Origin of the sequence: Mycobacterium sp. 5-140-3-2, from assembly GCF_035666375.1 — a bacterium.
GTDB classification, from domain to species: Bacteria; Actinomycetota; Actinomycetes; order Mycobacteriales; family Mycobacteriaceae; genus Mycobacterium; species Mycobacterium intracellulare.
The window spans coordinates 1,441,271-1,465,776 of the sequence record NZ_CP142025.1 but is presented as its reverse complement, the minus strand read 5'-3'; the positions used below and the strand labels follow the sequence as shown (position 1 = coordinate 1,465,776).

The following is a 24,506-nucleotide window of genomic DNA, read 5'->3' as shown; positions in this document are numbered from 1 at the left end:
AGCAGCCGTGGAAAGTCAGCTTCAGGATGCCGTCACCGGCGACAAGCCGGGCGACTACCTGCGCGACCCGTACCCCTACTTCGCGCGGAAGCGCAGCGAGGGCGGGGTTTTCCACGGCACCGTCATGGACTACTCCAAGACCCCCGAGTCGCTGCGACCCAAGCGGTCCTTCGCGGCGGTGTCCTTCGACGCGGTGAACAAGGCGTTTCGTGACGGCCGGGTGTTCAGTTCGGCGATGTACGACACCACCATCGGCCTGTTCATGGGGCCGACCATCCTGGCGATGGAGGGCAAAAAACACCGCGACCACCGCAACCTGGTGTCCGCGGCGTTCAAGTCCAAGGCCCTGGCCCGCTGGGAACCCACCGTCGTCCGGCCGATCTGCAACGCCCTCATCGACGAGTTCATCGACTCCGGCCGGGCCGATCTGGTCCGCCAATTCACCTTCGAGTTTCCCACCCGGGTCATCGCCACCCTGTTGGGTCTGCCGGCAGACGACCTGCCCATGTTTCACCGACGCGCGGTCGAACTGATCAGCTACGCCGTCAAATACGAACGCGCCTTCGAAGCGTCGGCGGCGTTGAAGGACTACTTCCTCGAGCAGATCGAAGCGCGCAGGGCCGAGCCGACCGAGGACATCATCGGCGACCTGGTCACCGCCGAGATCGACGGCGAAAAGCTCAGCGACGAAGCCATCTACTCGTTCCTGCGCCTGCTGCTGCCCGCCGGGCTGGAAACCACCTATCGGTCCTCGGGCAACCTGCTGTTCCTGTTGCTCACCCACCCCGAGCAGCTCGCCGCGGTGCAGGCCGATCGCACCCTGATCGCACCGGCGATCGAGGAGGGCCTGCGCTTCGAGACGCCGTTGACCACGGTGCAGCGGTTCACCTCCGAAGACACCGAACTGGAAGGGGTCACGATCCCGGCCCGCTCGGTGGTCGACCTCTGCATCGGCTCGGCGAATCGCGACGGACACCGCTGGGAGCGCCCGGAAGAGTTCGACATCTTCCGTGCGCACGTGCCGCACATCTCGTTCGCCGCCGGGGAGCACACCTGCTTGGGTCTGCACCTCGCGCGCATGGAGACCCGGGTCGCGCTCGAATGCCTGCTGGATCGGGTGACCAACATCAAGCTGCTCACCGATGACGATCCGCATGTCCACGGTCAGCCGTTCCGTTCGCCGACCGCGCTTCCGGTTACGTTCGACGCGAAGTAGGGTCCCGGGAATGGTCAAGGTAATGCAGGGCTTTCGGGTCCTCGAGGTTGCGCAGTTCACGTTCGTCCCCGCCGCCGGCGCGATCCTCGCCGACTGGGGTGCCGACGTCATTAAGGTCGAGCATCCGGCGCGCGGCGATACTCAGCGTGGCTTCGTCAACATGGGTGGCTTCCAGCTCAATCCCGACCGGCATCCGCTGATAGAGCATCCCAATCGGGGCAAGCGCAGCGTCGGGATCGACGTCTCCACGCCGGGCGGTCAGGATGTGATCTACGAACTGGCCAAGTCCGCCGATGTGTTCCTGACCAACTACATGCCCGCGCAGCGGCAGAAGCACAAGTTCGACGTGGAGCACATCCGCGCGGTGAACCCGAACATCGTGTATGCGCGCGGCTCGGCCTACGGCGACAAGGGCGCCGAGCGTGACGTCGGGGGCTATGACGGGACGGCGTTCTGGACGCGCAGCGGGGTGGGGTACGCGCTGACCCCCGAGGAGTTGGGCGGTGCACTGGGACAGGGCATTCCCGCGTTCGGGGACTCCATTGGCGGCATGTTCATCGCCGGTGGCATCTCGGCCGCGCTGCTGCACCGCGAGCGGACCGGCGAAGCGCTCGAGCTGGACGTGTCGTTGCTGAGCACGGCGTGGTGGGCGGCGGGCGCGAGCGTGACGCAGGGCATGGAAACCGGCGAGGTCATGCGCACCCCGATGCCCGGATCCGCGGCCGCATCGGTGAATCCCTTCCTGGGCAATTACTTAACCTCCGATGGCGGCACGATCAACCTGTGCATCGTCAGCCCGACGGGCTACATTCGCGACACCTTCGAGCACCTCGGCATCCCCGAGGCGGCCGACGATCCCCGCTTCTGCGACGTGCTGCCGTTGATCCAAAACGCCGACGCTGCCGCCGAGCTGATCGCAAAGGCCTTCGCCGGCAAGCCCTTCGACTACTGGCGACAGCACCTGAAAACGATGAAAGGCCAGTGGGCGCCGTTTCAGAGCCTCCTCGATCTGGCCGACGACGAGCAAGCCATCGCCAACGACATGATCGTCGAAGTCGAGTCCAACGACGGCGGTGCACCGTTCAAGGTCGTCCGTGGGCCGGTGCAGTTCAACCACGAACCGCTCGTCACCACCCGGGCCCCGCAAGCATCCGAGCACACCGAAATCGTCCTGATGGAACTCGGGATGGACTGGGACCGCATCGCCGAACTCAAAGATTCAGGAGCCATCGCATGAATCGCGCCGACGACGATGCAAAACGAAGTGATGAGGAGGAGTGGCGCACATGAATCGCGCCGACGACGATGCAGAACGAAGTGATGAGGAGGAGTGGCGCGCATGAATCGCGCCGACGACGATGCAAAACGAAGTGATGAGGAGGAGTGGCGCCATGAATGACGTCGCGATCATCGGCGTGGGCCTGCACCCCTTCGGTCGCTTCGAGGGCAAGTCCGCGATGGAGATGGGCGTCGACGCGATTCGGCTCGCGGTCGACGACGCGGGCGTGCAGTGGAAGGACATCCAGGCCGCCACCGGGGGCAGCTGGACCGTCGCCAACCCCGATGCCATCGTCGGCATGGTCGGGCTCTCGGGCATCCCCTTCACCAACGTGTTCAACGCCTGCGCGACTGCTGCCAGCGCCGCCAAGGCCTGCGCCGACGGAATCCGGTTGGGCGACTACGACATCGGAATCGCCATCGGCCTGGACAAGCATCCGCGCGGCGCGTTCACCGAGGACCCGGCCCTGGTCGGGATGCCGCGCTGGTACGCCGAGAACGGCCAGTACCTCACCACCCAGTTCTTCGGCATGAAAGCCAACCGCTACCTGCACGAGCACGGCATCTCCCAGCAGACGCTGGCCAAGGTGGCGGCCAAGAACTTCCGCAACGGCGCGCGGAACCCGAACGCGTTTCGGCGCAAACCGATTCCCGAAGACGAGATCCTCAACTCGACGATGCTGAATTACCCGCTCACCCAGTACATGTTCTGTGCGCCCGACGAGGGCGCCGCCGCCGTGGTCATGTGCCGCGCCGACATCGCGCACCGCTACACCGCCAAGCCGATCTTCGTGCGGGCGGTCGAGGTACGCACCCGTCGCTACGGCGCCTACGAGGTGAACACCACCTTCGCCCCGGTCGACGAGGACGTGGCGCCGACTGTGTATGCCGCCAAGGCCGCGTTCGAAAAGGCCGGTGTGGCACCGGAAGACGTCGACGTCATTCAGCTGCAGGACACCGACGCCGGCGCCGAGATCATCCACATGGCCGAATGCGGTTTCTGCGCCGACGGCGAGCAGGAGAAGCTGCTGGCCGACGGCGCCACCGAGATCACCGGCTCGATGCCGGTCAACACCGACGGCGGGCTGATCGCCAACGGCGAACCGATCGGGGCGTCGGGCCTGCGGCAAATTCACGAGCTGGTGCGCCAACTCCGCGGCGAAGCCGGCGATCGTCAGGTGGCCGGTGAACCACGCGTCGGATTCGCTCAGCTCTACGGTGCGCCCGGCACCGCCGCGGCCACCATCCTGACCACCTAGCGCGAGCAGACACCAAAGCACCCGACTCGCCGGTGTGTTCCGTGCTTTTGTGTCTGCTCACGCAAGAAAGGGCACCTATCCCCGTGGCTCAATCCACCCAATTCACCGGAGCGCCGATCTTCGACGCCGACCAGCACATGTACGAAACGCCCGAAGCGCTGACGAAGTACCTTCCGGAAAGGTATTCGCGGGCCGTCCAATTCGCCCAGATCGGGCGGCAAACCCGCATCGTGATCAACAACAAGGTCAGTGACTTCATCCCCAACCCGACGTTCGAACGCGTCGCCGCCCCCGGCGCGCACGAGAAGTTCTTCGCCGGGGAAAACACCGAGGGCCTCACGTTGCGCGAGATGCAGGGACCGGCCATCGCGGCGCCGGCCGCGACCCGTAACCCGGTCGATCGGGTGGCCGAACTCGACCGCCAGGGTGTCGTCGAGGCGCTGAACTACCCCACGCTGGCCAGCCTGGTCGAGCACTCCTCGGCCGACGACCCCGAGCTCACACTGGCGATCATCCACGCGTTGAACCAGTGGATGGCCGAACACTGGACCTACAACTACGCCGACCGCGTCTTCTCCACACCCATCATCAACTTGTCCGAGGTGGACGCCGCGCAGCGCGAACTGGACTACCTTCTGGCCAACGGCGTCCGCGCCGCGCTGATCAAACCGGGTCCCGTGAACGGCGTCCACGGCTGGCGGTCGCCGGCGCTGCCCGAATTCGACCCGTTCTGGCGCGATGTCGAGGCCGCGGGCCTGCCGATCGTGCTGCATGCCAGCTACCCTCCGCTGGACGATTACGTCGGCACGTGGGAACCGCCCCACACCCAGAATTTCATGGCCATGAGCGCATTTCGCTGGATGGTGCTGGGGCACCGCGAAATTGCCGACATGATCACCAGCCTGATCTGCCACGGGACCCTGACCCGGTTCCCGAAGCTGCGCATCGCCAGCGTCGAGAACGGCAGTTCGTGGATCTTCCCGTTGTTCAACGACTTTGAAGACCTATACAAGAAGATGCCACAGAATTTCCCGGAGCATCCCCACGACGTGTTCCGCCGCAACATCTGGGTGAGCCCGTTCTGGGAGGGTTGCGTGGCCGACGTCGTCGACACGGTGGGATGGGACCGGGTGCTGTTCGGCTCCGACTACCCGCACCCCGAAGGCCTCGCCGAACCCAAGGGCTTCTGGAAATACGCCGACAACATGGACGAGCGGCGCACCTATGACTTCATGGGCGACAACGCGCGCCGGTTCATGGGCCTGCCGATCACCAACCCCGACCCGGACGCCGTCAACCCGCCCGCCCTCGCCGGCACAGGTTAAGCCCGCCGAGCGCTAGGAAGCCTTCTGCGCGACCGGCGCGTAGGCCGGCTTGCCCAGGCCCAGCACGTACTGCGCGATCATGTTGCGGAACACCTCGAGGGTGCCGCCGTAGATCCCGACCAGCGGCGCGAACCTGAACACGTACTCCGCGGCGCCGTCGTCGGCCGCGCCGTCGGTGCCGATCGGCAGCGCGGACGCCGTGCCGAGGATGTCCATCAGGTCCGGGGAGATGTCACGCATCGTCTGCGCGAGGGCGACACGGCCGAAAATGCTGGGCGCACTGAGCGCCGCTTCCATGCGCGCGGCGCTGCGCCCCAACCGGTACGCCACCGCCGCATCGTCAATGAGCCTGCGCCCGTTCGGATCCCGCTCTGACACCTTACCCGCGGCCTTGTCCAGCGCGTCGGCCATGAACCCGGCCTGATGCATCATGATCGACACGTCCTGTAGCCCGTCGGGGGCGGCCGCCACCGCGCCGTGCTCGACGTTGAGCGGCTCGCGCAGCACCGTCCAGCCCGCGTTCACGTCGCCCAGCCGGTACTTGTCGTCGACGCGCACGTCGCTGTAGTAGACGATGTTGGTGCGATCGCCATCGACGGTGCGGATGCCCTGGATCTCGATGCCCGGGGAGTCCAGCGGGACCAGGAACATGGTAAGGCTCTTGTGCTTGGGGGCAGTCGGGTCCGTGTTGGTGATGAGGAAAACGTACCGGCAGTTGTGGGCACCGGTGGTAAACATCTTGGAGCCATTGATAATCCAGCCGTTCCCGTCCCGCACCGCGCGGGTCTTACAGGTGGCGATGTCGGATCCGCCCTCGGGTTCGGTGTAGCCCAGGCACAGCCGAACGTGCCCGCTGAAGACGCCCGGCAGCACCTCGTCCCGCAATTCGCTCGACCCGAACCGCGCGACCGAACGCGCCACCATGGCGGTGGTGCCCCAGGTCACCCAGGGCACGTGGGCGCGCCGCTTCTCGAGTTCCCAGATGCGGCGATGCACGCGGCTGAAGCCGCCTTCGGCTTCCGGCTTCCATTCGCGTTCCAGGTATCCGGCGGCGCCCAGCGCCAGGTGCACCCCTTCGTCGAAGTTGTCGCCGGTCTCGCGGTCCCGGCGCTTGACGTCCTCGGTCACATGGGTGCGCAGGAATTCGCGTGCTTCGTCGAGGAAACGCCGATCGTCGTCGGACAGCGTGACACGTGAGAAATCCACTATGCGCCCTTCCTCGAGTTGCCTTCGCGCGCCGCGACGAGTTCGCCGATGTACTTCGCGCTGGCCCCGGGATCCCCACCGGCCAGTGCCCAACCGCGGGCACGCACAAGATAGGCCGTCGCGGCCGCCTCCGCCGAAACACCAAGACCGCCTTGCACATGCACCGCCATGGTCGCGGCCTTGGGCGCCTCTTCCGCCATGAACACGAACGCCGAGGGCGCCAACTCGGGGCGTTCGTCGGGCTCGTTGTCGAGGAACCAGGCCGCGCGCCGCGCCAGATTGCGGCCGCCCTGCACGGTGATGGCGATGTTGGCCAGTGGATGGGAGATGCCCTGCAGCGTCGAGATCGGCACGCCCAGCGTGTAGCGGGTCTTGGCGAACTCGGCGGCGATGGTCATGGTCTCTTCCACCAAGCCCACCAACGCGGCCGCCGACAGCACCCGCCACTCATCCAGCGCGCGTTGATATTCCGCCGCCGCCCCAGGGCCGCTGGCCAGGACGGTTCGGGTGTCGGCGGTGGCCGGATCCACCCAGGCCATCGGCAGCCGACCGATGTTGTCCACCTTCGCCGGGCGGGTGCCGAAGCTCAGCGCGACGACGTCCTCGCCGTCGCGCACGACGATCTGGTCGGCGATCGACCCGGTGGGCAGCAGCCGCGCCCCGGAGGCGCTGTCGTGCTGGGGATCGAACGCGGCCAGTCGCGTGCCCTGGACCACATCGGGTTCCGCCGCGCCGAGTCGGGCCAGCAGGCGCGCGGCGCAGACCTGGTCGATCCACGGCACCGGCGCCAGCGACCGGCCGATCTCCTCGGCCACGAGCGTCAGGTCGACGAGCGTCGCGCCGTCTCCGCCCGCGGATTCCGGCACGGCCATCGTGGTTGCGCCCATGGCGCACAACCGCTCCCAGAGGTTCTTGTCGAAGCCGGTCTCCTCCGCGGCGCGCACGGTCTCGATCGGGCAATGCGTCTTGAAGAAATCGCGGTACGCGGCCTGCAACGCCTCATGATCCGACGTCAGGCTGTAGTCGAGCCTACGTAGTTCGTAACGGTCCATACTCAGCGTTCCTCCTGGCCACTGAAGAAGAATTCCTGGGCGTTGTTGTAGAGATAGTTTTCGAGGACGTCGGCGGGCAAGTCCAACGCGGCGGCCTCGGGCACGACGCGGTGCATTTTCAGGACGGGCCAGTCGGAACCGAAGATCACCTTGCCCTTACCGCGCGTCCGCATGTAGTGCAGCAGGCTCTCCGGTAACCGTTTCGGCGACCACGCCGACGTCATCAGGCGCAGGTTGGCGTACTTGATCAGCAGCCTGATCGCGATGTCCCACCAGGGATCCGCGCCGTGGATCATGCACAGTTTCAGTTCCGGGAACCGCACGCACACCCGGTCGAGGTGGATCGGATTTTGCACCTCCCCGGGGATGGGCGGCCCGGGGATGCCGGTGTTGATGCACAGCGGAAGCTCGAGCTCGGCGCATTTGGTGTAGAGCGGGTAGTAGACGGCGTCGCTGGGCGGGTACTGGCCGTCCCCCCAAAAGCTCGGCCCCACAGCCGCATACGCCACGGGCAGGTCGTTGACGACGGCAGTAAGCTCCCGCAGGGAGGGCATCGGCCGCAGCAGGTTCACCCCGCCCATGGCCAGGGCGAACCGCTCGGGCTTGTCCTCGACGAATTTGCGCGCCGTCACCGACGGCTTGGCGAGGTTGTCCATCAGGATGGCCTTGCGCACGCCGTGCGCGTCCATTTCGTCGAGCAACTCGGTCAGCTCGACGGGCGCGAACATGGACTCCGGCCCCTTGAAGTAGTCGTCACGCACCTTGAGCATCCAGGTCGGTTGCTTCTCGGTCTCGCCGAAGTGCACGTTGACCAGGCAATCGATTGCTTTCATGTGGACATCGGCGCCTTTGCTGTTGCGTGACGTTTCGCCCAACGGTAATCGGCCTTGCCGTTGCCCAAGCGTTGGACGTGCTCGACGAACAGGAATTCCTTGGGCGCCTTGAACCGTGCCAGTTGCGTGGTGCACAGCGTGTGCAGCTCGTCTGCCGTCGCGGCGGCGTCTGCCCGGAGTTCGACGAGGGCGACGAGTTCTTCTCCCCAGCGCTCGCTGGGGCGCCCGACCACCAGCGCGTCGGCGATCGCCGGGTGGGCGCGCAGCACCTCTTCGACTTCCTCGACGAAGACCTTCTCGCCGCCGGTGTTGACCACCAGCGAGTCCCGGCCGAACAGCCGCAGGGTGCCGTCGGCCTCCAGCGCGGCGCGGTCGCCCGATATCACCACCCGCTTGCCGTCGATCTCGGGAAAGGTCTTGCGGGTTGCGTCGGGATCGTTGAAGTACCCCAACGGGATTCGTCCCTCCCTGGCGACCCAGCCCACCTCGGCCTCGCCTGGACGGAGAAAGCGGGTGTAGTCCTCGGAGAGGACCAGTCCACCCTCCCGCAGGGTGAACGTGTCGGTTTGCGTGTCGCGCCGGCTGTGGCCGAATCCCATGTTCCCGGTCTCCGACGAGCCGTACCCGTTGATCACCGTGACCTGGGGGATCAACTCCACCAGGGCGCGTTGGTATTTCGGGTTCGTCGCGGCGCCGCCGGTGCCGATCGCGTACAGCGACGACAGGTCATAGGAGCCGCGGCGCAGTTCGGTCACCAGCGGCGCCGCGTAGGCGTCGCCGACCATGGTCATCAAGCCGACCTTCTCGCGCTGCGCCGTTTCGAGAACCGTTCGGGGGTCGAGCTTTTTGCCGGTGTCGTACATCACCACGGGCGTGCCGGCCATGATCGCCGAGAACGCCGTCCACATGCCGGCGGCGTGCATCAGCGGCGACACGGCGAACCACGGCGCCCCGGCCGCCCCGCGCACCTTGTCGTGAATCTCCTCAGCGCAGGCGTGGTCTGCCCCCACCATCGACGACACATAGATGTCGGACTGCCGCCACAGCACACCCTTGGGCCGGCCGGTCGTGCCGCCGGTGCAGATCATCAGCAGGTCGTCCGGCGACCCGACGACGCGCTGGTCGGTATCCCCTTGCGCCAGGGCGTCTTCCAGCGACACCGCACCCGGTAGGTGCGGGGCCTCGCTGCCGTCGTCGACCGCGATCAGCAAGTCCGCGCCATCGCGGGCGAGGACGTCGGCGAACTGGGCGCCCAGCGCCCGGTGGTAGATGACCGCCCGGGGCTGTACGTAATCGAGAAGTTCACCGACCTCGCGCGGGGTGTAGTAGTAGTTGATGTTCACCGGGACGGTCCGGGCCTTGAGGCACCCGATGACCATGTCGGGGTACAGATCGTTGTGCATCACCAGCGCGACCCGGTCCTGCCCGCATTCCCAGTTCTGCAGTTCCGCCCGCTCCCGGTGTGCGCCGAATCCCTTGCTCGCCAGGAAGTTCGCCAGCCGGCGGGTGCGGTCCGCCGACTCGGCGAAGGTGCTGCGACGGTCGCCGCACACCGTCATCGTCCGGTCGCCAATGACGGCGGCGATCTCGTCGAGCACCGCGCCGATGGTCCATTCGCTCACGGAAGTAACCGCGCCCCGGTAATCAAGCAGCCGAACCGACTTGGACGCCTAGGAGGTCTAGGGCGTTGTCTCGCATGATCTTTCGAACATCGGACTCGCTGAAGCCCTTCAGCTCCTCGGCGAACGACACCGGCGATGCGAGTCCTTCCCCGTGCGGCCAGTCGGAACCGAACAGGATCTTGTCGACGCCGATGACCTCGGCCAGCTCCGGCAGATCGTCCTCGTAGTAGGGGGCGATCCACACGTTGTTGCGCAGCTGCTCCACCGGGTCCTCGGGGAAATACTGGGGCTGGGTGTTGGCCGCCTTCTTGAGGCGCTTGATCAGCCGATGCACGAAGTAGGACCCGTTTTCGATGCTGACCGCCTTGAGTTTCGGGTGGCGGGTGAACACGCCGTGCACGATCATCGAGGCCATGGTGTCGTGAATGGCCCGGTCGTCCAGGAGCACCTGATCCAGCGGATCCTTCGCGCCGAAGCCCTCGAAAGTCGATTTCCCGCCCCACAGCGCTGCGATCGCCAGGTAACCGCTGTCGGAGAGGTGGAATCCCACCGGCACTCCCGCTTCGGCCAGCCTGGCCCACACCGGATCGTGGCTGGGATCGCCCAGCGACCGCGGCTTGACCAGCCCGGGCACCGGCGCGGGCCGCACCAGGACCAGCTTGGCGCCGCGCGCCAACACGAACTCGACCTCTTCGACGGCTTTGACCGGATCGGCCAGCGAGATGATCGGGGCGGAGATGATGCGATGGTCCGGACGGTCGAAGCCCCAGTCCTCGTCGAGCCACAGGTTGAATGCGTGCACCGAGGCCATCGTCGCCTCGATGTCGTGTTTGAGCGCCTCTTCAACTCCGCACGCGAACGTCGGCAGCATGAACACCGTCTCGATGTCCTGGGTGTCCATCACCGCGATCCGGGCGTTGCGGTTCTGGTACTCCGGGTGCTCGGCGAGCCGCTCGACCTTCATCAACGAGGCCGGGTCGACGCCTTCCGGGATCTCGCCGCGGAACAACAGGTCGAGGCAGCCCGGCACGATGATCGGGTCGAAGGTGACGTTCGGGATGAAGTGGTTGATGCGGTCGCCCATCAAGGCCCAGCTGCGTTTGCCGTCGCTGACGATCTGGACACCGCGCCGTTTGAACCGCTTGTCCAAATGGCGGGTAAACGAATCCAACGGTTCGTAGTAGTGATTGTCGACGTCGATCGCTCGATAGTTCAGGGTGGTCATGATGTTCCTTTCCGGCTGGTTAGGTGGCCAATGGCGGGAACCGCGGTGGCCGCTTCTCCAGGAAGCTGGTGATGCCTTCGACAACGTCGGGCCGCAGCAGCGACTCGTGCATGAGTGTTTCGGCGCGGGCGCTGACATCGGCGACATCGCGCAGCGCGTCGCCGTAGGCCTGCCGCTTGATGACCGCCAGCGACGCCGGTGAACAATTGCGCGCGATGTCGTCGGCGTATGCCAGGGCGCGCGACATCAGTTGTTCGGGCGCGACGACGTCCTTGACCAGTCCGAGTTGCGCGGCCTCCTCGGCGAAGAACGTGCGCCCGCTCAAGAGCAAGTCCATCGCCGCGCCCCAGCCGGCGAGCCGCGGCAGGATCCAGGAGATGCCGTACTCGGCGATCAAGCCCCGCCGAGTGAACGCGGTGGCGAATTTGGCTCCGGCGGCCGCGAACCGGACGTCACACATCAGGGCGTGCGTCAGGCCGATCCCGACGCAGGCGCCGTTGACCGCGGCGATGATCGGCTTGCGCAGCTCGGTGAGGAAATGCGGGTGGCGGTCGCCGACCAGCTTGGTGACGTCGGTGTCGCCGTCGCCGAGTTTTTCGTCGATGGATCCCGCGCCACCCAGGTCCGCGCCCGCGCAGAATCCCTTGCCGGCACCGGTCAACACGATCACCCGCACCGCGGGGTCGGCTTCGGCGCGGTCGATGCTTGCGTAGAAGCCCCTCGAGATGTCGGGGCCCCAGGCGTTGAGGCGCTCGGGACGGTTGAAGGTCACGACCGCAACACCGGTTTCGGTGGTTTCATACAGCACCGCCTCATCGGTGACCACACGGTCGGCGGCGCCCATATGACCGTCCCCTCATAGCTGACCAACTGGCGAGTTTGTACCCATACTGTATACCTATCGGTACCGCATTCCACAACTGCGTCCACACCCCCGTGAACGGCGACTAAACAGCGATTTTGGGCGTCCGCTTGGCGCCGTGATCACCCCCTAGGCCGAGGGGCGGCGACGGGGATGTGGCGATCGACACGCTGACCCATGTTTGCGTCGACCCCGGGATCGGGAACGCGTAGAGGAGCCGATCATCACATGGGGGAAGGAGAGGCAATGGTTGACACCAAGAGCGGACCGGTCGAACTCGTCCGGGGCATCGTGGAAGACGTCCTCGGGAGGACCAAGCAGGTCATCGGCATCATCATCGGCCACAACGACCTGATCGAAGAGGGCAAGGCCCAGCAGGACAAGGCGGACGCGCAGCGCAGCGCCGGGAAAAAGGAAGCCGCCGCCGATAAGGCCCGCGGCAAGGCCAAGGCGTACGAGCAGCGCGAGCGGGCCGAACAGCAGTAAACGGTCGGACTGAGCGAGCGGGCCCGGTTCCTAACCGGGCTCGCTTCGCGTGGTAATCCCTTCTACTGCAACACCGTTTGGATCAAACCAAGGCGCTGGTAGGCGTGCTCGATCTGGGCCTTCGCCTCCGCGGGTAATTCGGCCTGCGGCGGGCGGGAATGTGGATACGCGCCGATGGGCAAACCCAGCAGCGACGCGGCGTACTTGAACGCGCCGCCCCAGTGGGTGAAGTATTCCGCGCGCCCCGGATAGCACGTCCACCACGATCCGACGTCGAGGTCGAACTGATCCAACCCGGATTCACGGGCGTAGTCCATGGCCTCGACGAGCTTGTCGCTCTGCACCAAATCCCAATACTCGGAGAACAATCGCCGCTCGGGCGTCTCGAACAGGTAGCCCGAGGTACCCAGCTGCGCCGGGCACACGATCCCGTCGCGCAGCCACCCCGCCCGGTACACCGTTTTGTCGCATTCCCACACGGCCAGACCGGGCGCCAGCTGATGAAGCATGCGGCTGGCCGCCGGCCGGAAGGCGCCCTCCTTGGTGGCGCACACCGCGGGCACCTCGTGGTAGATGCGTGCGCTCTCGGCCGGCGTCAACACGTAGCCCGAGGACGGCGAATTGAACATGCCCAGAGCGATATTCGTGCGCGCAGCCACGTATTGGAAAAAGCGGAGCACGCCTTCGCCGCCGTGGGCCTCCATCATCGGCGTCTGGATGTAGACGATGTCGGCGCCCGCTTCCTGGGCGTGCAGAGTCAGATCCAAACAGTCCTTCGCCGACATCGCCGCCGTGCAGGCCTGCACCACCACACCGGGATTGATGCTGCGCGCCTCCTCTACCGCAACCTCCAGCAGGCGTTTCCGCTCGTCGAGGGTCAGCGACCAGAATTCGGCAATGCCGCTGGTGCACCACAACATCGGGTGCCCGAGATCACCGACGCAGTAGCGCACCAGTGTCCGGTAGGCGTCCCAGTCGATGTCGTCGCCGTCGATCCCGCAGAACGGGGTGTAGAGGGAGTCACCGATCCCCCGCAATGCGCCGGGCGCCCACGCGCGTGCCTCTGCTGCCGTAGCCACAGTCGACTCCTTCTGTCTGCCAATCGATTTCTTCGACCCACGGTCAGGGAAGTCAGGTGAAGTCCGAACCGCCGTCGACGTTGATGTTGGCTCCGGTCATGTAGGAGTTGCGGCGCGAGGCGAGAAACGCTGCGACCGGGCCGATTTCCTCGGGGAGGCCCGCCCGTGGCATGTGCGCGGGATGACCGAAATGCTTGCCGATGGCCTCCATCAGGGCATAGGGATCATGGCCGTCGACGCCGACCGAATTCGCCCAGCCGACCAGTGATTCCGATGCGATGCTGCCCGGCGATACCACGTTGACCAAGATCTCGTCCTTGGCCAGCAGCAGGGACAGGTTCTTCGATACGCTCGTCAGCATCGATTTCGCCGCCGTGTACGCGGGCAGCATGACACTTTGTCGCTGAGTCGAGTGCGCCGAGAAGTTCACGATCCGCGCCCACTGCGCCTTACGCAGCAGCGGTAGCGCCGCCCGCACACAGCGCACCATGCCCAGCACCCCGTCTTCAACCGACTGACGCCATTGGTCGTCGGTCAAATCCTCGAAGGTACCCGCGGCGCCCGGCCCCACCGTGATGACCAGAGCGTTGAGTTCGCCGCCCCAGCGCTGGGAAAGCTCACCGAAAGCCGTGCCGACGGCGGCGTCGTCGCCGATATCGGCGACGAGCCCGAGGGCGTCCGGGCTACCCCGTTGCGTGAGATCGGTCACCGCGGAATCCAGCGCGTCACGGCTGCGCCCGACGACCGCTACCCGGGCCCCCTCGTCGGCAAGGCAGCGCGCGGTGGCCAAACCCATGCCGCGGCTACCGCCGACCACCACCGCGGCGGCGTTTGCCAGCCCTAGATCCATTGCTTGACCCGCAGCTCTAACCTGGCCATTTTCGCCTGTCCAGCCGATTTACCAAAAAGCCTACGATAGGTATTACAGTAGCAGAGGGAAATTACGACACGAAAGCGTATACGCAGGTCAGTACCGAAGAGCCGGTAAATTCGATTTTACCGGCAACACGGCCGGCAGACCTCATGCACGAAACAGATTTTGATGGAGGTGCCCGTAGGTGGCAAAACAGGCAACCGCCGATAAGCGTCAGCGACGCGAACGCGGGTCCATCAATCCCGACGACATCATCAGCGGCGCATTCGAACTCGCCGAGGAGGTGTCGATCGACAACCTGAGCATGCCGCTGCTCGGCAAACATCTCGGCGTGGGTGTGACGAGCATCTACTGGTACTTCCGCAAGAAGGACGACCTGCTCAACGCGATGACTGACCGCGCCCTGAGCAAGTACGTGTTCGCCACTCCCTATGTCGAAGCCAGCGACTGGCGGGAAACCCTGCGCAACCACGCGCGCTTGATGCGTAAGACGTTCATGGGCAACCCAATTCTGTGCGACCTGATTCTGATTCGCGCGGCACTGTCTCCGAAAGCGGCACGGATGGGCGCACAGGAGATGGAAAAGGCAGTTTCCAATCTGGTCGAGGCCGGCTTGTCGCCGGAGGACGCGTTCGACACCTATTCGGCGGTTTCGGTTCACGTCCGCGGATCAGTGGTGCTGCAACGGCTGTACGAAAAAAACCAGTCGTCGGATATCGGACCCCGCGCCATCGAGGACGCCGTTGCCATCGACCCCGAAAAGACCCCGCTCCTTTCGCAAGTCACCCGAATCGGGCACCGCATCGGCGCCCCGGACGAGACCAATTTCGAGTACGGCCTCACCTGCATCCTCGATCACGCCAGCAGGCTGATCGACGAGAGCAACGCAGCCAAAGGCAAGGCGGGGGCGAGCCGCCAGCGCAAGTCGTCGACCGCGCGAGGTCGGTCCAAGGTGCCGGCGAATCGCTGACCTAACCGAAACCGCTTGTCACGCCTCGGGTTCGGGCACGTAGAAGTGCTCGTCGCGTAGCCGGAAGGCCTCCCTGGCGCCGTGCTGGGCGCGGGTCTTGACGAAGTTGAATTCGCCCGGCCCGAACTGCAGGTTGGTGCCGAAGGCGTGGAACAGGTAGCTGGCGACCTCCTCACCCTGATACGCCTGGCTCTGCTCGACAAGCCGGAAAGCCTCCTTGGCGATGACGACCCCGTCGGCCGGCATCTTCGCCGCCTTCTCGGCCCAGTAGCGCGCCCGGGCGGTCACCGCGCCGGGATCGCAGGTGTCCGTGAAGATTCCGAGATGTTCGATCGCGCCCGCCTCGATGATGTCACCGGTCAACAGCAGGCGCCGCGCCAGCACCGGCCCGAGCCGGTGGAAGAACATGTGCAAGCTGCCCAGCGCTGGGCCCAGGAAGCGGGTTGCCGGCATGCCGACCTTGGTGTCCCGCGCGATGACGGAGATATCGGTCATCAGGGCCATCTCGAAACCGCCACCCAGCGCGTAGCCGGCGATCTCCCCCACCGTGACCTTGGGGAAACCCATGAAATTGTGATAGAAGCCAAAAGACTTGCGGTCCACGGCAAGTCGGCGACGCTGACTCGGGCGACGCTTGGCTGCCGCATCGTCGGACGCCTTGGCCTTGTCGCCGTACCACCCGTACGCATTGTTCATGTCGGCCCCGGTGGAGAAGACTCCCTCGGCTCCGCGCAACAACACCACCGTGAGGTCGTCGTCATCGGCCACCCGGTCCAGGCAACGGGCGACGGCCTCGCGCATGCTGGCGTCATAGGAGTTCCGCTGTTGGGGATTGTTCAGCGTGACCGTCGCGATGCGCCGGTCTTGATCGATGTCGAAGAGCACGCGATCGTCAGAGGTGCTCGAAGCGGTCATTTATCGGACTCCTTTCGGCGCCTGCCGAACCGCGATCCGGCAAGCTTCTCGGGCCGTGACGCCAACGTGTTGACCTCGCCCGTACACAGCACTTCGTCGTCGAGCCACAGTCGCGCGGTCGACGTGATACCCCGTTCGCCTTCCGAGCGCGCGATGTCGAATCGCAGCTCCGTCAACACCGGTGTCGGTCTGCGGAACGTCACGGCCAAGGACCGGGTTTTGCCGGAAAGGCCGGTGACGCAATTGTGGTGCTGGATCACGCAGTCGAAGAAGACGCCCAGGAATCCGCCGTGCACCAGTCCCGGTGGCCCTTCGTAGATCACCGGGAATTCGACTCCTCCCGTTGCCTTCTCGGCATCGAATCCGGTGAACCGGTACTCGGGGAAACACGGGTTGTAGGCGCCGATGTCGGTGGCGTGATTGAGGTAGACGCGCCGGGGATCGTCGGGCAGTTCGCCGATGCGCGGTGCGTTGTCCGCCGGCGCGGCGGCCGACAACTCGCGCTCCCACTCGGTGAACTTCTCCAACATGGCATCCACCGCCGGGTGCGGATGTTCCAGCGACACCAGCAGCGAGCTCAGGCGGCGCATGGCGGCGGCGGCGGCCACGGTCTGGTCAAGCGGCGCCTCGCCGAATCTGGCGTTGTCGTCGGCGCGACCATCGGCGCCACTCCTCCTCATCGCTTACGCTCTGCATCGTCATCGGCGCGGGCCATGATTCTCTCTTTCACCTGGGTAGTTTCGCAGGCAGCGTATCCTTGCTAACTTATACAGCGTATCAATCGTATTGCCTACTGTATGGGTAACCGTATCGGCGGAGAAAGGCCGGATCGACGGTGAGTCAAGGGGCCGGCTCGGCCGGAGCCGAGGGGTCGGTAACAGTGCACCGAGACGGTGCGGTGTTACGGGTGACGCTTGATCGCCCATCCCGGCGTAACTCGTTGACGCAGTTGATGATCGGAACTCTGGTCGAGTCGCTGACCGCTGCCGCGTCCGACGACTCGCTGCGCGCCGTACACCTCCGCGGAGCCGGAGACGATTTCTGCGCCGGCTCCGACTGGGTGGCCGCCAACGATCCCGGCGGCCAACGTCCCCGCGCCGGTGATCTGGTGCGCCGGGTTCCCCATGCCGCTCACCGCGTGATCGAACTCGTCGCCGGCATTCAGCTGCCGGTGGTGTGCAGCGTGCGCGGATGGGCCGTGGGATTCGGTTGCAATCTCGCCTTGGCCGCTGACTTCACCGTGGCCGCCGACGACGCGGTGTTCTGGGAGCCGTTCCTCGACCGCGGCTTCAGCCCGGACTCGGGGTCCACCTGGCTGGTGCCGCGGCTCGTCGGCCTGGCGCGGGCCCGGCGGATGCTGCTGCTCGGAGAGAAGGTGAGCGGGAACGACGCGGCCGACTGGGGGCTCATTCACCAGTCGGTGAGCGGCCCCGACCTCGACCGCGCCGCCGAGGAGCTGGTTGCCCGGCTGGCCTCCGGTCCGACGGCGGCGATCGGGCTGGCCAAGCAGGCCATGAACTTCGGACAGCATGCGACGCTGGGCCAGTCGCTGAACCAGGAGTTGTTCAATCTGGAGTTATCTTGCCGGACAGGCGATTTCAAGGAGGGCCTGGAGGCCTTCCGGCAGCGGCGGGATCCGGACTTTCGTGGACGCTAGCTCTCGGGCGTCGAGCGCGGGACCTACGCACGGGAACTGCCTCGAATTCGTCCATACGCCCCACACTCGACGTTCTCTGCAAAGCGAAGGGATGACCGATGCCCACTGATTCGTTCGACACCATCAAGTACGAGGTCGACGGGCACACCGCGACGATCACCCTCAATCGCCCGGACGCCCTCAATGCGCTCAGCCCGCACATGATCACCGAACTGCGGGCCGCCTACGACGAGGCCGAAAACGACGACAACGTCTGGCTCACCATCGTCACGGGCACCGGCCGCGCGTTCTGCACCGGCGCCGACGTCAAGGAGATCCCCGAAGACGGCAAGGTGATCTACGAGCGGCCGTACCTGTCGACGTATGACCAATGGGAGGCTCCGCAGGAGGGCACGCCGCCCTTTCGCACCACGGCCAAGCCGGTGCTGACCGCGGTGAACGGAATCTGTTGTGGCGCCGGTATGGATTGGGTCACCACGACAGACATCGTCATCGCCTCCGAGCAGGCAACCTTTTTCGATCCGCACGTCAGCATCGGACTGGTCGCCGGCCGCGAACTGGTTCGGGTATCCCGCGTGCTGCCCCGCTCGATCGCCCTGCGGATGGCCCTGATGGGCAAGCACGAGCGGATGAGCGCGGAGCGCGCCTATGAGCTGGGACTGATCAGCGAGGTCGTCGAGCACGACCGCCTGCTGGACCGGGCCCACGAGATCGCCGACATCGTCAATTCCAATGCGCCCCTGGCCGTCCGGGGCACCCGCCTGGCGATCCTCAAGGGCCTGAATGTGCCGCTGCACGAGGCGGAGATACTCGCCGAAACCTTCCGTGAGCGGGTGCTGCGGACCGAGGACGCGGCCGAAGGGCCCAAGGCTTTCGTCGAGAAGCGCAAGCCGAATTGGCAATGCCGGTGAACAGGCCGATGAGTTTCGAAACCATCCTGCTCGAGGTCGACGCCACCGATCACGTCGCCACCATCACCCTGAACCGGCCCGAGCAGCTGAACGCGTTCAACCGCACCATGTGTGAGGAGATGGCCCGCGCCTGGCACACGGTCAAACTCGACGAGTCCGTGCACGCGGTGGTGCTGCGCGCCGCCGGCGACCGGGCGTTCAGCGCGGGACTGGACATCAAGACGCCCTATGGGCAGCCCGAAAACATCTGGAACCACGAAGATCCCGGCGAAGCCCTGAGTCCCAAATGGCAGAAAATGTGGAAGCCGGTGGTCTGCGCGGTCCAGGGGATGTGCACCGCCGGCGCGTTCTACTTCATCAACGAATCCGACGTGGTCATCTGCTCGGAAGACGCCACGTTCTTCGACTCCCACGTGTCGGCCGGCCTGGTTTGCGCGCTGGAGCCGATCGGCCTGATGCGCCGCGTCGGCCTCGGCGAGACGCTGCGCATCGCCCTGATGGGCAACGACGAGCGGGTCAGCGCCGACGCCGCGCTGCGTATCGGATTGGTCTCCGAGGTCGTCGCTTCCGGCCAGCTCTGGGACCGCGCCCACGAGATCGCGTCGACCATCGCCGCCAAGCCGCCAACGGCGACTCAGGGCACGGTCAAAGCGATTTGGGAGTCGCTGGACAAGCCGTATCGCGCCGCGCTGGAACAGGGCCTCATCTACACCCGGCTGGGAAACCCGCTGGGCACCGCGGAACTGGCCGCGCAGAAGACTCCCGGCGACGGGGCCACCAAACGCACACCGAAGATCCGCTGATGCCGCGTCACTCGCTCATCCAACGCATCGCCGATGTGCTCGACCTCGAACCAGACTCACGCGCCATCGAGTATGGCGGCCAATGGATCTCGTGGGAGCAGGTCGGCACCCTGGCGCAGCGCATCGCCGGCCTGAGCGCCGGCGCCGAGGTCGGGATGCTGCTGCGCAACCGGCCGGGGCACGTGGCGGCCTTTCTGGGTGTGCTGCTGGGCGGCGGAACCGTTGTGGTCATCAACCCGTCGCGCGGCGACGAGCGCACCAAGGCCGATGTCGCGAGGCTGCAGCTTCGATTGATCGTCGGCGAGCGCGACGATCTGACGGCGCTGGTGACGCCGGGCATCCCGACGGTCGCGATCTCGGGACCGGCCGACGACGTCGACGTGTCCGGGCAACCCGGCGCCGAGCCAGGCCCGTCGACCGGTGTCGCGGTGCGCATGTTGACCAGCGGCACGACGGGTCCACCCAAGCGAATCGACCTGACCTACGACATGTTGGCGCGCAGCGTGATGGGCTCCGAACCCGACCGCGCGCCGGCACCCACCGAGCTGCGGCGCGGCGTCGCCATCGTGAACTCGCCGCTGGTGCACATCGGCGGGGTATTCCGCGTGCTGCAATGCATCGCCGAGGCCCGACCGTTCGTGCTGTTGGAGCGATTCGAGCTGAACGCATGGGTCGAGGCGGTGCGCACCCACCGGCCCCGCGCCGTATCGCTGGTACCGGCGGCCCTGCGCACGGTCTTGCACTCGGACGTGTCGCCGGCCGACCTGGACAGCGTCCGGGCCGTCACCTGCGGCACGGCGCCGCTGTCGGCCGATGATGCCGACGCCTTCACCGATAAGTACGGCATCCCGGTGCTGACCTCCTATGCCGCAACCGAGTTCGGGGGCGGCGTGGCGGGCTGGACCCTTCCCGACCATCAGCGGTACTGGCGAGCCAAACGAGGCAGCGTCGGCCGGGCCAATCCGGGCGCTCAGCTCAGGGTGGTAGCCGACGACGGAACACCGCTCGGCCCAGACGAAGTCGGCCTGCTGGAGGTCAAGCCGGGCCAGCTGGGGCCGGCCGCGTTATGGATGCGAACCACGGACATGGCACGCATCGACGCCGACGGGTTCCTCTGGATTGTCGGCCGCGCCGACCAGGCGATCATCCGCGGCGGCTTCAAGGTTATGCCCGACGACGTTCGCGCCGCGCTGGAGAGCCACCCCGCGGTGGCCGGCGCGGCGGTCATCGCCCGGCCCGACGAGCGGCTCGGAGAGACGCCGGTCGCCATGGTCGAACTGCGCGAGCCGGGTGCGGCCGACGCCGACGCGCTGGTGGTGCATCTGCGAGAGCGCTTGGCGCGCTATGAGATTCCGACCGAGATCGCGATCGTCGACGCCATTCCGCGAACGCCGTCGGGCAAACCCGATCTCGGCGCGATCCAGGAACACTTCCGCGAGCTCGCGGCGCCGCGCAACCATGCGCGCTGATCCTGTGACGGTCGCCGCGACGTTGCGACAGCAGGCCCGGGCGCGCGGGGATCACCCGCTGCTGGTCTGCGACGGCGACCGCATCGGATACGCCGAAGCCGATCACCGGTCGGCGGAGCTCGCCCGCGGCCTGATCGCCCTCGGCGCCGGTAAGGGAACCCATGTGGGCCTCCTGCACCCGAACGGAAGCGACTTCGTCGTCGGCATGCTGGCGGCGGCGCGAATCGGTGCCGTGGTGGTCCCGTTCTCCACGTTCGTCACCGCCCGGGAACTGCGCGAGCAGCTGGTCGACAGCGACGTCGAAATCCTGCTGAGCGCCAGGTCTTTTCGGTCTCACAACTATGTGCAGCGACTGTCCGAGGTGATTCCGCGGGCCGACCTCGATTTCGGCGACCGCTTGTTTTGCGCCGCGGTGCCGCAGCTGCGCCACGCGGCGTTTGCGCACGACGCGGTACGCGCGCTGGCCGGCAGCGTCGACGCGGCGCTGCTGCGGGCGAGCGAAGACGTTGTCTACGACTGCGATCCGCTGGCGATCGTCTACACGTCCGGGTCAACCAGTACCCCCAAAGGGGTAGTGCATACGCATAGCGCACTGCTCGGACATCAGCGGAACCTCAACGCGATCCGCGGCCTGACCGCTTCGGACAAGCTGTTCTGCAATTCGCCGTTCTTCTGGATCGGCGGGTTCGCGTTCGGTCTGCTGGCCACCCTGGTGGCCGGATCAACCCTGGTCTGCTCCAACGCCATCGACGCCGGGGCCACGCTCGACCTGTTGGAGGCCGAACGACCCACCATGACCAACGGGTTCGCGGCCGGCATCGCTCACCTCGCCGAGCACCCCAGCTACGCCGAGCGTGATCTGTCGTCGATGCGGCGCGGCAACCTCTACCCGATCATGGCCCCCGACACCCGCCCCGCCGACCCGGAGCTGCGGCACAACATGCTCGGGATGACCGAGGCCGGCAGCGTCGTCCTGATCAGCGAGGACGAATCCGACCAGCCCGAGACGCGGCGGGGATCATTCGGCAAACCCGCGCCCGGCTTCGAGACGATGATCGTCGATCAGGACGCCTCCGGAGTCGGGGAACTCTGCATCCGCGGACCGTACGTGATGCAGGGCTACTACAAGCGCTCTCGCGAGGAGTGCTTCGACGCCGACGGCTGGTTTCACACCGGCGATCTGGTGCGCACCGACGACGACGGATTCGTCTACTTCGTCGGCAGGCTCAGCGCGATGGTCAAGACGGCAGGCGCGAACGTCTCGGCGGCCGAGGTCGAGCAGGCGATCACCCGGGTCACCGGCGCCGAGGCTTACGTGGTGGGCGTGCCCGATACCCAACGGGGCGAGCTGGTCGCGGCGGTGGTCGTGCAGCCGGATTTCGACGAGTCGGCCGTGCGGGAACGGCTCAAGGCGGAGCTGTCGTCGTACAAGATTCCCAAACGGTTTGTCTCCCTGTCCCGCGCCGATGTCCCGCTGTTGTCCAGCGGCAAGGTCGACACGCGGCGGCTGAGAAAGCTTTTCGATGCCTAGCACCATCGACCAACTGGTGCGGTTTCGGGCCCGGCACGACGCGGATACACCGATGGTGATCGATCCCACGTCGCGGCTCAGCTACCGCGAACTCGACTCCACCACAAGGGAACTGGCGGCCGTGTTTGTGGAAGCGGGCGTGGGCAAGGGCTGCCGGGTCGGGTTGATCATGCCCAACGGCACCCGCTGGGTACAGATCGCCGTCGCCCTGACACGCATCGGCGCCGTCCTGGTGCCGCTGAGCACGCTGCTGCAGGCCGGCGAACTCGTCGCGCAATTGCGGGTCGCCGCCGTCCAGTTCCTGGTGAGCGTCGAAGAGTTCCGCGGCCATCGCTACCTCGACGACCTCAAGGCGGTGCCCGAGTCCGAAATTCCGGCGTTGCAACAGGTTTGGTCGACCGATCAGCTCGACAGCGACCCCGCGAGTGACCGGGCCCGCCGGATCATCGATGCCATGACCGAAACGGTCACCCCCTCCGACGCGCTGGTCATCATGTTCACCTCGGGCAGCAGCGGATCACCCAAGGGCGTCCTGCATTCCCACGGCAACGCGCTGGGCGCCGTGCAATCGGGGCTGGCCGCGCGCTGCATCAGCGGCGAAACGCGCCTGTATCTGCCGATGCCGTTCTTCTGGGTGGGCGGGTTCGGCAGCGGAATCCTGTCCGTCCTGCTTGCCGGCGCCACCCTGGTGACCGAAGAATTGCCCCGGCCCGAAACCACGCTGAGACTGCTGGAGCGCGAACGGGTCACCCTGTTTCGTGGCTGGCCCGATCAGGCCGAGGCGCTTGCGCGGCACGCCGGCTCGGTCGGCGTGGATCTCTCGGCGCTGCGACCCGGCAGCCTGGAAGCCCTGTTGCCGCCCGAGCAGCGCGCTCGGCCCGGGGCGCGCGCGACGCTGTTCGGCATGACCGAGGCATTCGGGCCGTATTGCGGCTACCCCGCCGACACGGACATGCCCGCCACGGCGTGGGGCAGCTGCGGAAAGCCGTTTCCCGGCATGGAAGTCCGCGTCGTGGACCCCGAAAGCGGTATGCCCGTCGCGACGGGAACCGCCGGCATGATCCAGATCCGTGGACCGCACACGCTGCGGGGCATCTGCGGGCGCCGGCGCGAAGAGCTCTTCACCCCCGACGGCTTCTATTCGACCGGTGACCTCGGCCACCTCGACGAGCAGGGATTCCTGTTCTACCACGGGCGATCCGACGACATGTTCAAGGTCAGCGGAGCGACAGTCTACCCCAGCGAGGTCGAGCGCGCGCTGCGCACCATTGACGGGGTCGACCACGCCTTTGTCACCAGCGTGCCCGGCGCCGCGGGCGAACGGGTCGGCGCGGCGGTGGTATGCAACGACGCGCTCACCCGCGACCAACTTCATGCGTCGGCGCGAAAGTTGCTGAGCGCCTTCAAGGTACCCACGGTGTGGCTGCTGCTCCACTCCGGCGACGACGTTCCACGGGGCGGCACCGGGAAGGTCGACATCCGCCGGCTGCGGCAGATGTTGATCGACGCGAATCAGCCCTAGGGGACCCGCGTCCAGGGTTGACAATTCTGCGACTCGAAGGCCTTGACCGCGGAATTGATGTTCGCGTACATCGGACCGATGGAGGTATTCGTCTGCAGCACATGGTCCTTGTTCGCATCGGGCGTGCTGTAGGTGAACCACGAGCACATCGAGTCCTGCGTGGGCACATTGTTTATCCACACGCCGAAGGCCGAACCCGAGCCGCCCGTGTGGTAGAGCCCCGGCGCGATATCGGGCCCCACGACAAACACGCCGTTGCCGGGAATCGGGTCGAGTAGGTCGGCACGTGCGGGCGCCGCGAATGCGATCGCTGTCACGCACGCAACGAATCCGGCCACGGCACGAGGCGTTGGAGCCATCTCCTTCTCCATTCGTTGCCCACCCTGATGGCAGCGTATGCCTCAGTGGGCT

The 24,506-nt window shown here is 66.3% G+C and carries 23 protein-coding genes; 12 read left to right on the top strand and 11 right to left on the bottom strand.

The window, feature by feature from the left end; translation table 11 throughout:
* The first annotated feature begins 7 nt into the window (after nt 1-7).
* The 4 genes from P6281_RS07155 (at nt 8) to P6281_RS07140 (ending at nt 5,078) form a co-directional block, all read left to right on the top strand.
* A complete protein-coding gene (locus tag P6281_RS07155) occupies nt 8-1,216 on the top strand; it encodes a cytochrome P450 (protein WP_008254970.1) in 1,209 nt (402 codons plus the stop codon).
* 22 nt (nt 1,217-1,238) lie between these two features.
* On the top strand, nt 1,239-2,453 hold the full coding sequence (locus P6281_RS07150) for a CaiB/BaiF CoA transferase family protein (protein WP_036458572.1): 1,215 nt from the start codon (nt 1,239-1,241) through the stop codon (nt 2,451-2,453).
* 154 nt (nt 2,454-2,607) lie between these two features.
* Complete coding sequence (locus P6281_RS07145; RefSeq protein WP_009957706.1) at nt 2,608-3,753, top strand: thiolase family protein; 1,146 nt, start codon at nt 2,608-2,610, stop codon at nt 3,751-3,753.
* A gap of 83 nt (nt 3,754-3,836) precedes the next feature.
* The gene (locus tag P6281_RS07140) at nt 3,837-5,078 is read left to right on the top strand and encodes an amidohydrolase family protein (RefSeq protein WP_201408043.1); all 1,242 of its coding nucleotides are present in this window, start codon (nt 3,837-3,839) and stop codon (nt 5,076-5,078) included.
* Nucleotides 5,079-5,090: 12 nt separating this feature from the next.
* Here the strand turns inward: P6281_RS07140 and P6281_RS07135 are convergent, their stop codons facing one another.
* The 6 genes from P6281_RS07135 to P6281_RS07110 are packed head-to-tail and all read right to left on the bottom strand — an operon-like array spanning nt 5,091 to nt 11,860.
* Entirely contained in the window at nt 5,091-6,284 is a 1,194-nt protein-coding gene (locus tag P6281_RS07135; protein WP_014379618.1) for an acyl-CoA dehydrogenase family protein, read from the bottom strand.
* The gene (locus P6281_RS07130; protein WP_009957710.1) at nt 6,284-7,336 is read right to left on the bottom strand and encodes an acyl-CoA dehydrogenase family protein; all 1,053 of its coding nucleotides are present in this window, start codon (nt 7,334-7,336) and stop codon (nt 6,284-6,286) included. Before P6281_RS07130 ends, P6281_RS07135 begins: the two co-directional genes overlap by 1 nt.
* Nucleotides 7,337-7,338: 2 nt before the next feature.
* Nucleotides 7,339-8,169 (bottom strand): amidohydrolase family protein, encoded by an 831-nt coding sequence (locus tag P6281_RS07125; protein ID WP_008254960.1) that lies wholly within the window; start codon nt 8,167-8,169, stop codon nt 7,339-7,341.
* On the bottom strand, nt 8,166-9,791 hold the full coding sequence (locus P6281_RS07120; protein ID WP_014384115.1) for an acyl-CoA synthetase: 1,626 nt from the start codon (nt 9,789-9,791) through the stop codon (nt 8,166-8,168). Before P6281_RS07120 ends, P6281_RS07125 begins: the two co-directional genes overlap by 4 nt.
* Before the next feature lie 22 nt (nt 9,792-9,813).
* Nucleotides 9,814-11,016: an amidohydrolase family protein gene (locus P6281_RS07115; protein ID WP_201407336.1), complete on the bottom strand. Its 1,203-nt coding sequence runs from the start codon at nt 11,014-11,016 to the stop codon at nt 9,814-9,816.
* 19 nt (nt 11,017-11,035) lie between these two features.
* Nucleotides 11,036-11,860: an enoyl-CoA hydratase gene (locus tag P6281_RS07110; RefSeq protein WP_009957714.1), complete on the bottom strand. Its 825-nt coding sequence runs from the start codon at nt 11,858-11,860 to the stop codon at nt 11,036-11,038.
* Between the two features lie 264 nt (nt 11,861-12,124).
* Between P6281_RS07110 and mbp1 the strand changes: the two genes are divergently transcribed.
* A complete protein-coding gene (mbp1, locus tag P6281_RS07105; protein WP_009957715.1) occupies nt 12,125-12,364 on the top strand; it encodes a microaggregate-binding protein 1 in 240 nt (79 codons plus the stop codon).
* Nucleotides 12,365-12,426: 62 nt separating this feature from the next.
* Here the strand turns inward: mbp1 and P6281_RS07100 are convergent, their stop codons facing one another.
* Together P6281_RS07100 and P6281_RS07095 are read right to left on the bottom strand one after the other, a co-directional pair.
* Nucleotides 12,427-13,443 carry a dihydrodipicolinate synthase family protein gene (locus P6281_RS07100; RefSeq protein ID WP_201408041.1) on the bottom strand — a complete coding sequence of 339 codons (1,017 nt, stop codon included), beginning with the start codon at nt 13,441-13,443 and terminating at the stop codon, nt 12,427-12,429.
* Between the two features lie 52 nt (nt 13,444-13,495).
* On the bottom strand, nt 13,496-14,293 hold the full coding sequence (locus tag P6281_RS07095) for an SDR family NAD(P)-dependent oxidoreductase (RefSeq protein WP_008254948.1): 798 nt from the start codon (nt 14,291-14,293) through the stop codon (nt 13,496-13,498).
* 208 nt (nt 14,294-14,501) lie between these two features.
* Here P6281_RS07095 and P6281_RS07090 point away from each other — a divergent pair, with 208 nt between their 5' ends.
* A complete protein-coding gene (locus tag P6281_RS07090; protein ID WP_324738682.1) occupies nt 14,502-15,287 on the top strand; it encodes a TetR/AcrR family transcriptional regulator in 786 nt (261 codons plus the stop codon).
* Between the two features lie 18 nt (nt 15,288-15,305).
* Here the strand turns inward: P6281_RS07090 and P6281_RS07085 are convergent, their stop codons facing one another.
* On the bottom strand, nt 15,306-16,202 hold the full coding sequence (locus P6281_RS07085; protein ID WP_014711113.1) for an enoyl-CoA hydratase/isomerase family protein: 897 nt from the start codon (nt 16,200-16,202) through the stop codon (nt 15,306-15,308).
* Nucleotides 16,199-16,882 (bottom strand): hypothetical protein, encoded by a 684-nt coding sequence (locus P6281_RS07080; protein WP_201407338.1) that lies wholly within the window; start codon nt 16,880-16,882, stop codon nt 16,199-16,201. Before P6281_RS07080 ends, P6281_RS07085 begins: the two co-directional genes overlap by 4 nt.
* 155 nt (nt 16,883-17,037) lie before the next feature.
* Here P6281_RS07080 and P6281_RS07075 point away from each other — a divergent pair, with 155 nt between their 5' ends.
* The 6 genes from P6281_RS07075 to P6281_RS07050 all read left to right on the top strand — a co-directional run bounded on the left by P6281_RS07075 (nt 17,038) and on the right by P6281_RS07050 (nt 24,095).
* A complete protein-coding gene (locus tag P6281_RS07075) occupies nt 17,038-17,859 on the top strand; it encodes an enoyl-CoA hydratase/isomerase family protein (protein ID WP_201359149.1) in 822 nt (273 codons plus the stop codon).
* A 98-nt stretch (nt 17,860-17,957) separates the two neighbouring features.
* Complete coding sequence (locus P6281_RS07070; protein ID WP_014382113.1) at nt 17,958-18,770, top strand: enoyl-CoA hydratase/isomerase family protein; 813 nt, start codon at nt 17,958-17,960, stop codon at nt 18,768-18,770.
* The gene (locus P6281_RS07065) at nt 18,761-19,573 is read left to right on the top strand and encodes an enoyl-CoA hydratase/isomerase family protein (RefSeq protein WP_014384108.1); all 813 of its coding nucleotides are present in this window, start codon (nt 18,761-18,763) and stop codon (nt 19,571-19,573) included. Before P6281_RS07070 ends, P6281_RS07065 begins: the two co-directional genes overlap by 10 nt.
* Complete coding sequence (locus P6281_RS07060) at nt 19,573-21,042, top strand: class I adenylate-forming enzyme family protein (RefSeq protein WP_014384107.1); 1,470 nt, start codon at nt 19,573-19,575, stop codon at nt 21,040-21,042. The genes P6281_RS07065 and P6281_RS07060 overlap by 1 nt, the downstream gene beginning before the upstream one ends.
* Complete coding sequence (locus tag P6281_RS07055) at nt 21,032-22,573, top strand: class I adenylate-forming enzyme family protein (protein ID WP_201407341.1); 1,542 nt, start codon at nt 21,032-21,034, stop codon at nt 22,571-22,573. Before P6281_RS07060 ends, P6281_RS07055 begins: the two co-directional genes overlap by 11 nt.
* Nucleotides 22,566-24,095: a class I adenylate-forming enzyme family protein gene (locus P6281_RS07050; RefSeq protein ID WP_324738681.1), complete on the top strand. Its 1,530-nt coding sequence runs from the start codon at nt 22,566-22,568 to the stop codon at nt 24,093-24,095. The genes P6281_RS07055 and P6281_RS07050 overlap by 8 nt, the downstream gene beginning before the upstream one ends.
* On the opposite strand, the gene P6281_RS07045 is transcribed toward P6281_RS07050, so the two are convergent.
* Nucleotides 24,092-24,454, bottom strand: a complete 363-nt coding sequence (locus P6281_RS07045) for a hypothetical protein (RefSeq protein WP_041785422.1) — start codon at nt 24,452-24,454, stop codon at nt 24,092-24,094. The two genes, P6281_RS07050 and P6281_RS07045, sit on opposite strands and share 4 nt — an antisense overlap.
* Between the last annotated feature and the right edge of the window lie 52 nt (nt 24,455-24,506).

What these genes read in the sequence shown, in the direction of transcription:
- P6281_RS07150 (WP_036458572.1), top strand. Translation starts at nt 1,239, where the DNA reads ATGCAGGGCTTTCGGGTCCTCGAGGTTGCGCAGTTCACGTTCGTCCCC.
- P6281_RS07145 (WP_009957706.1), top strand. Translation starts at nt 2,608, where the DNA reads ATGAATGACGTCGCGATCATCGGCGTGGGCCTGCACCCCTTCGGTCGC.
- P6281_RS07130 (WP_009957710.1), bottom strand. Translation starts at nt 7,336, where the DNA reads ATGGACCGTTACGAACTACGTAGGCTCGACTACAGCCTGACGTCGGAT.
- P6281_RS07125 (WP_008254960.1), bottom strand. Translation starts at nt 8,169, where the DNA reads ATGAAAGCAATCGATTGCCTGGTCAACGTGCACTTCGGCGAGACCGAG.
- P6281_RS07115 (WP_201407336.1), bottom strand. Translation starts at nt 11,016, where the DNA reads ATGACCACCCTGAACTATCGAGCGATCGACGTCGACAATCACTACTAC.
- P6281_RS07110 (WP_009957714.1), bottom strand. Translation starts at nt 11,860, where the DNA reads ATGGGCGCCGCCGACCGTGTGGTCACCGATGAGGCGGTGCTGTATGAA.
- mbp1 (WP_009957715.1), top strand. Translation starts at nt 12,125, where the DNA reads ATGGTTGACACCAAGAGCGGACCGGTCGAACTCGTCCGGGGCATCGTG.
- P6281_RS07095 (WP_008254948.1), bottom strand. Translation starts at nt 14,293, where the DNA reads ATGGATCTAGGGCTGGCAAACGCCGCCGCGGTGGTGGTCGGCGGTAGC.
- P6281_RS07085 (WP_014711113.1), bottom strand. Translation starts at nt 16,202, where the DNA reads ATGACCGCTTCGAGCACCTCTGACGATCGCGTGCTCTTCGACATCGAT.
- P6281_RS07080 (WP_201407338.1), bottom strand. Translation starts at nt 16,882, where the DNA reads ATGAGGAGGAGTGGCGCCGATGGTCGCGCCGACGACAACGCCAGATTC.
- P6281_RS07070 (WP_014382113.1), top strand. Translation starts at nt 17,958, where the DNA reads ATGCCCACTGATTCGTTCGACACCATCAAGTACGAGGTCGACGGGCAC.
- P6281_RS07065 (WP_014384108.1), top strand. Translation starts at nt 18,761, where the DNA reads ATGCCGGTGAACAGGCCGATGAGTTTCGAAACCATCCTGCTCGAGGTC.
- P6281_RS07060 (WP_014384107.1), top strand. Translation starts at nt 19,573, where the DNA reads ATGCCGCGTCACTCGCTCATCCAACGCATCGCCGATGTGCTCGACCTC.
- P6281_RS07055 (WP_201407341.1), top strand. Translation starts at nt 21,032, where the DNA reads ATGCGCGCTGATCCTGTGACGGTCGCCGCGACGTTGCGACAGCAGGCC.
- P6281_RS07050 (WP_324738681.1), top strand. Translation starts at nt 22,566, where the DNA reads ATGCCTAGCACCATCGACCAACTGGTGCGGTTTCGGGCCCGGCACGAC.
- P6281_RS07045 (WP_041785422.1), bottom strand. Translation starts at nt 24,454, where the DNA reads ATGGCTCCAACGCCTCGTGCCGTGGCCGGATTCGTTGCGTGCGTGACA.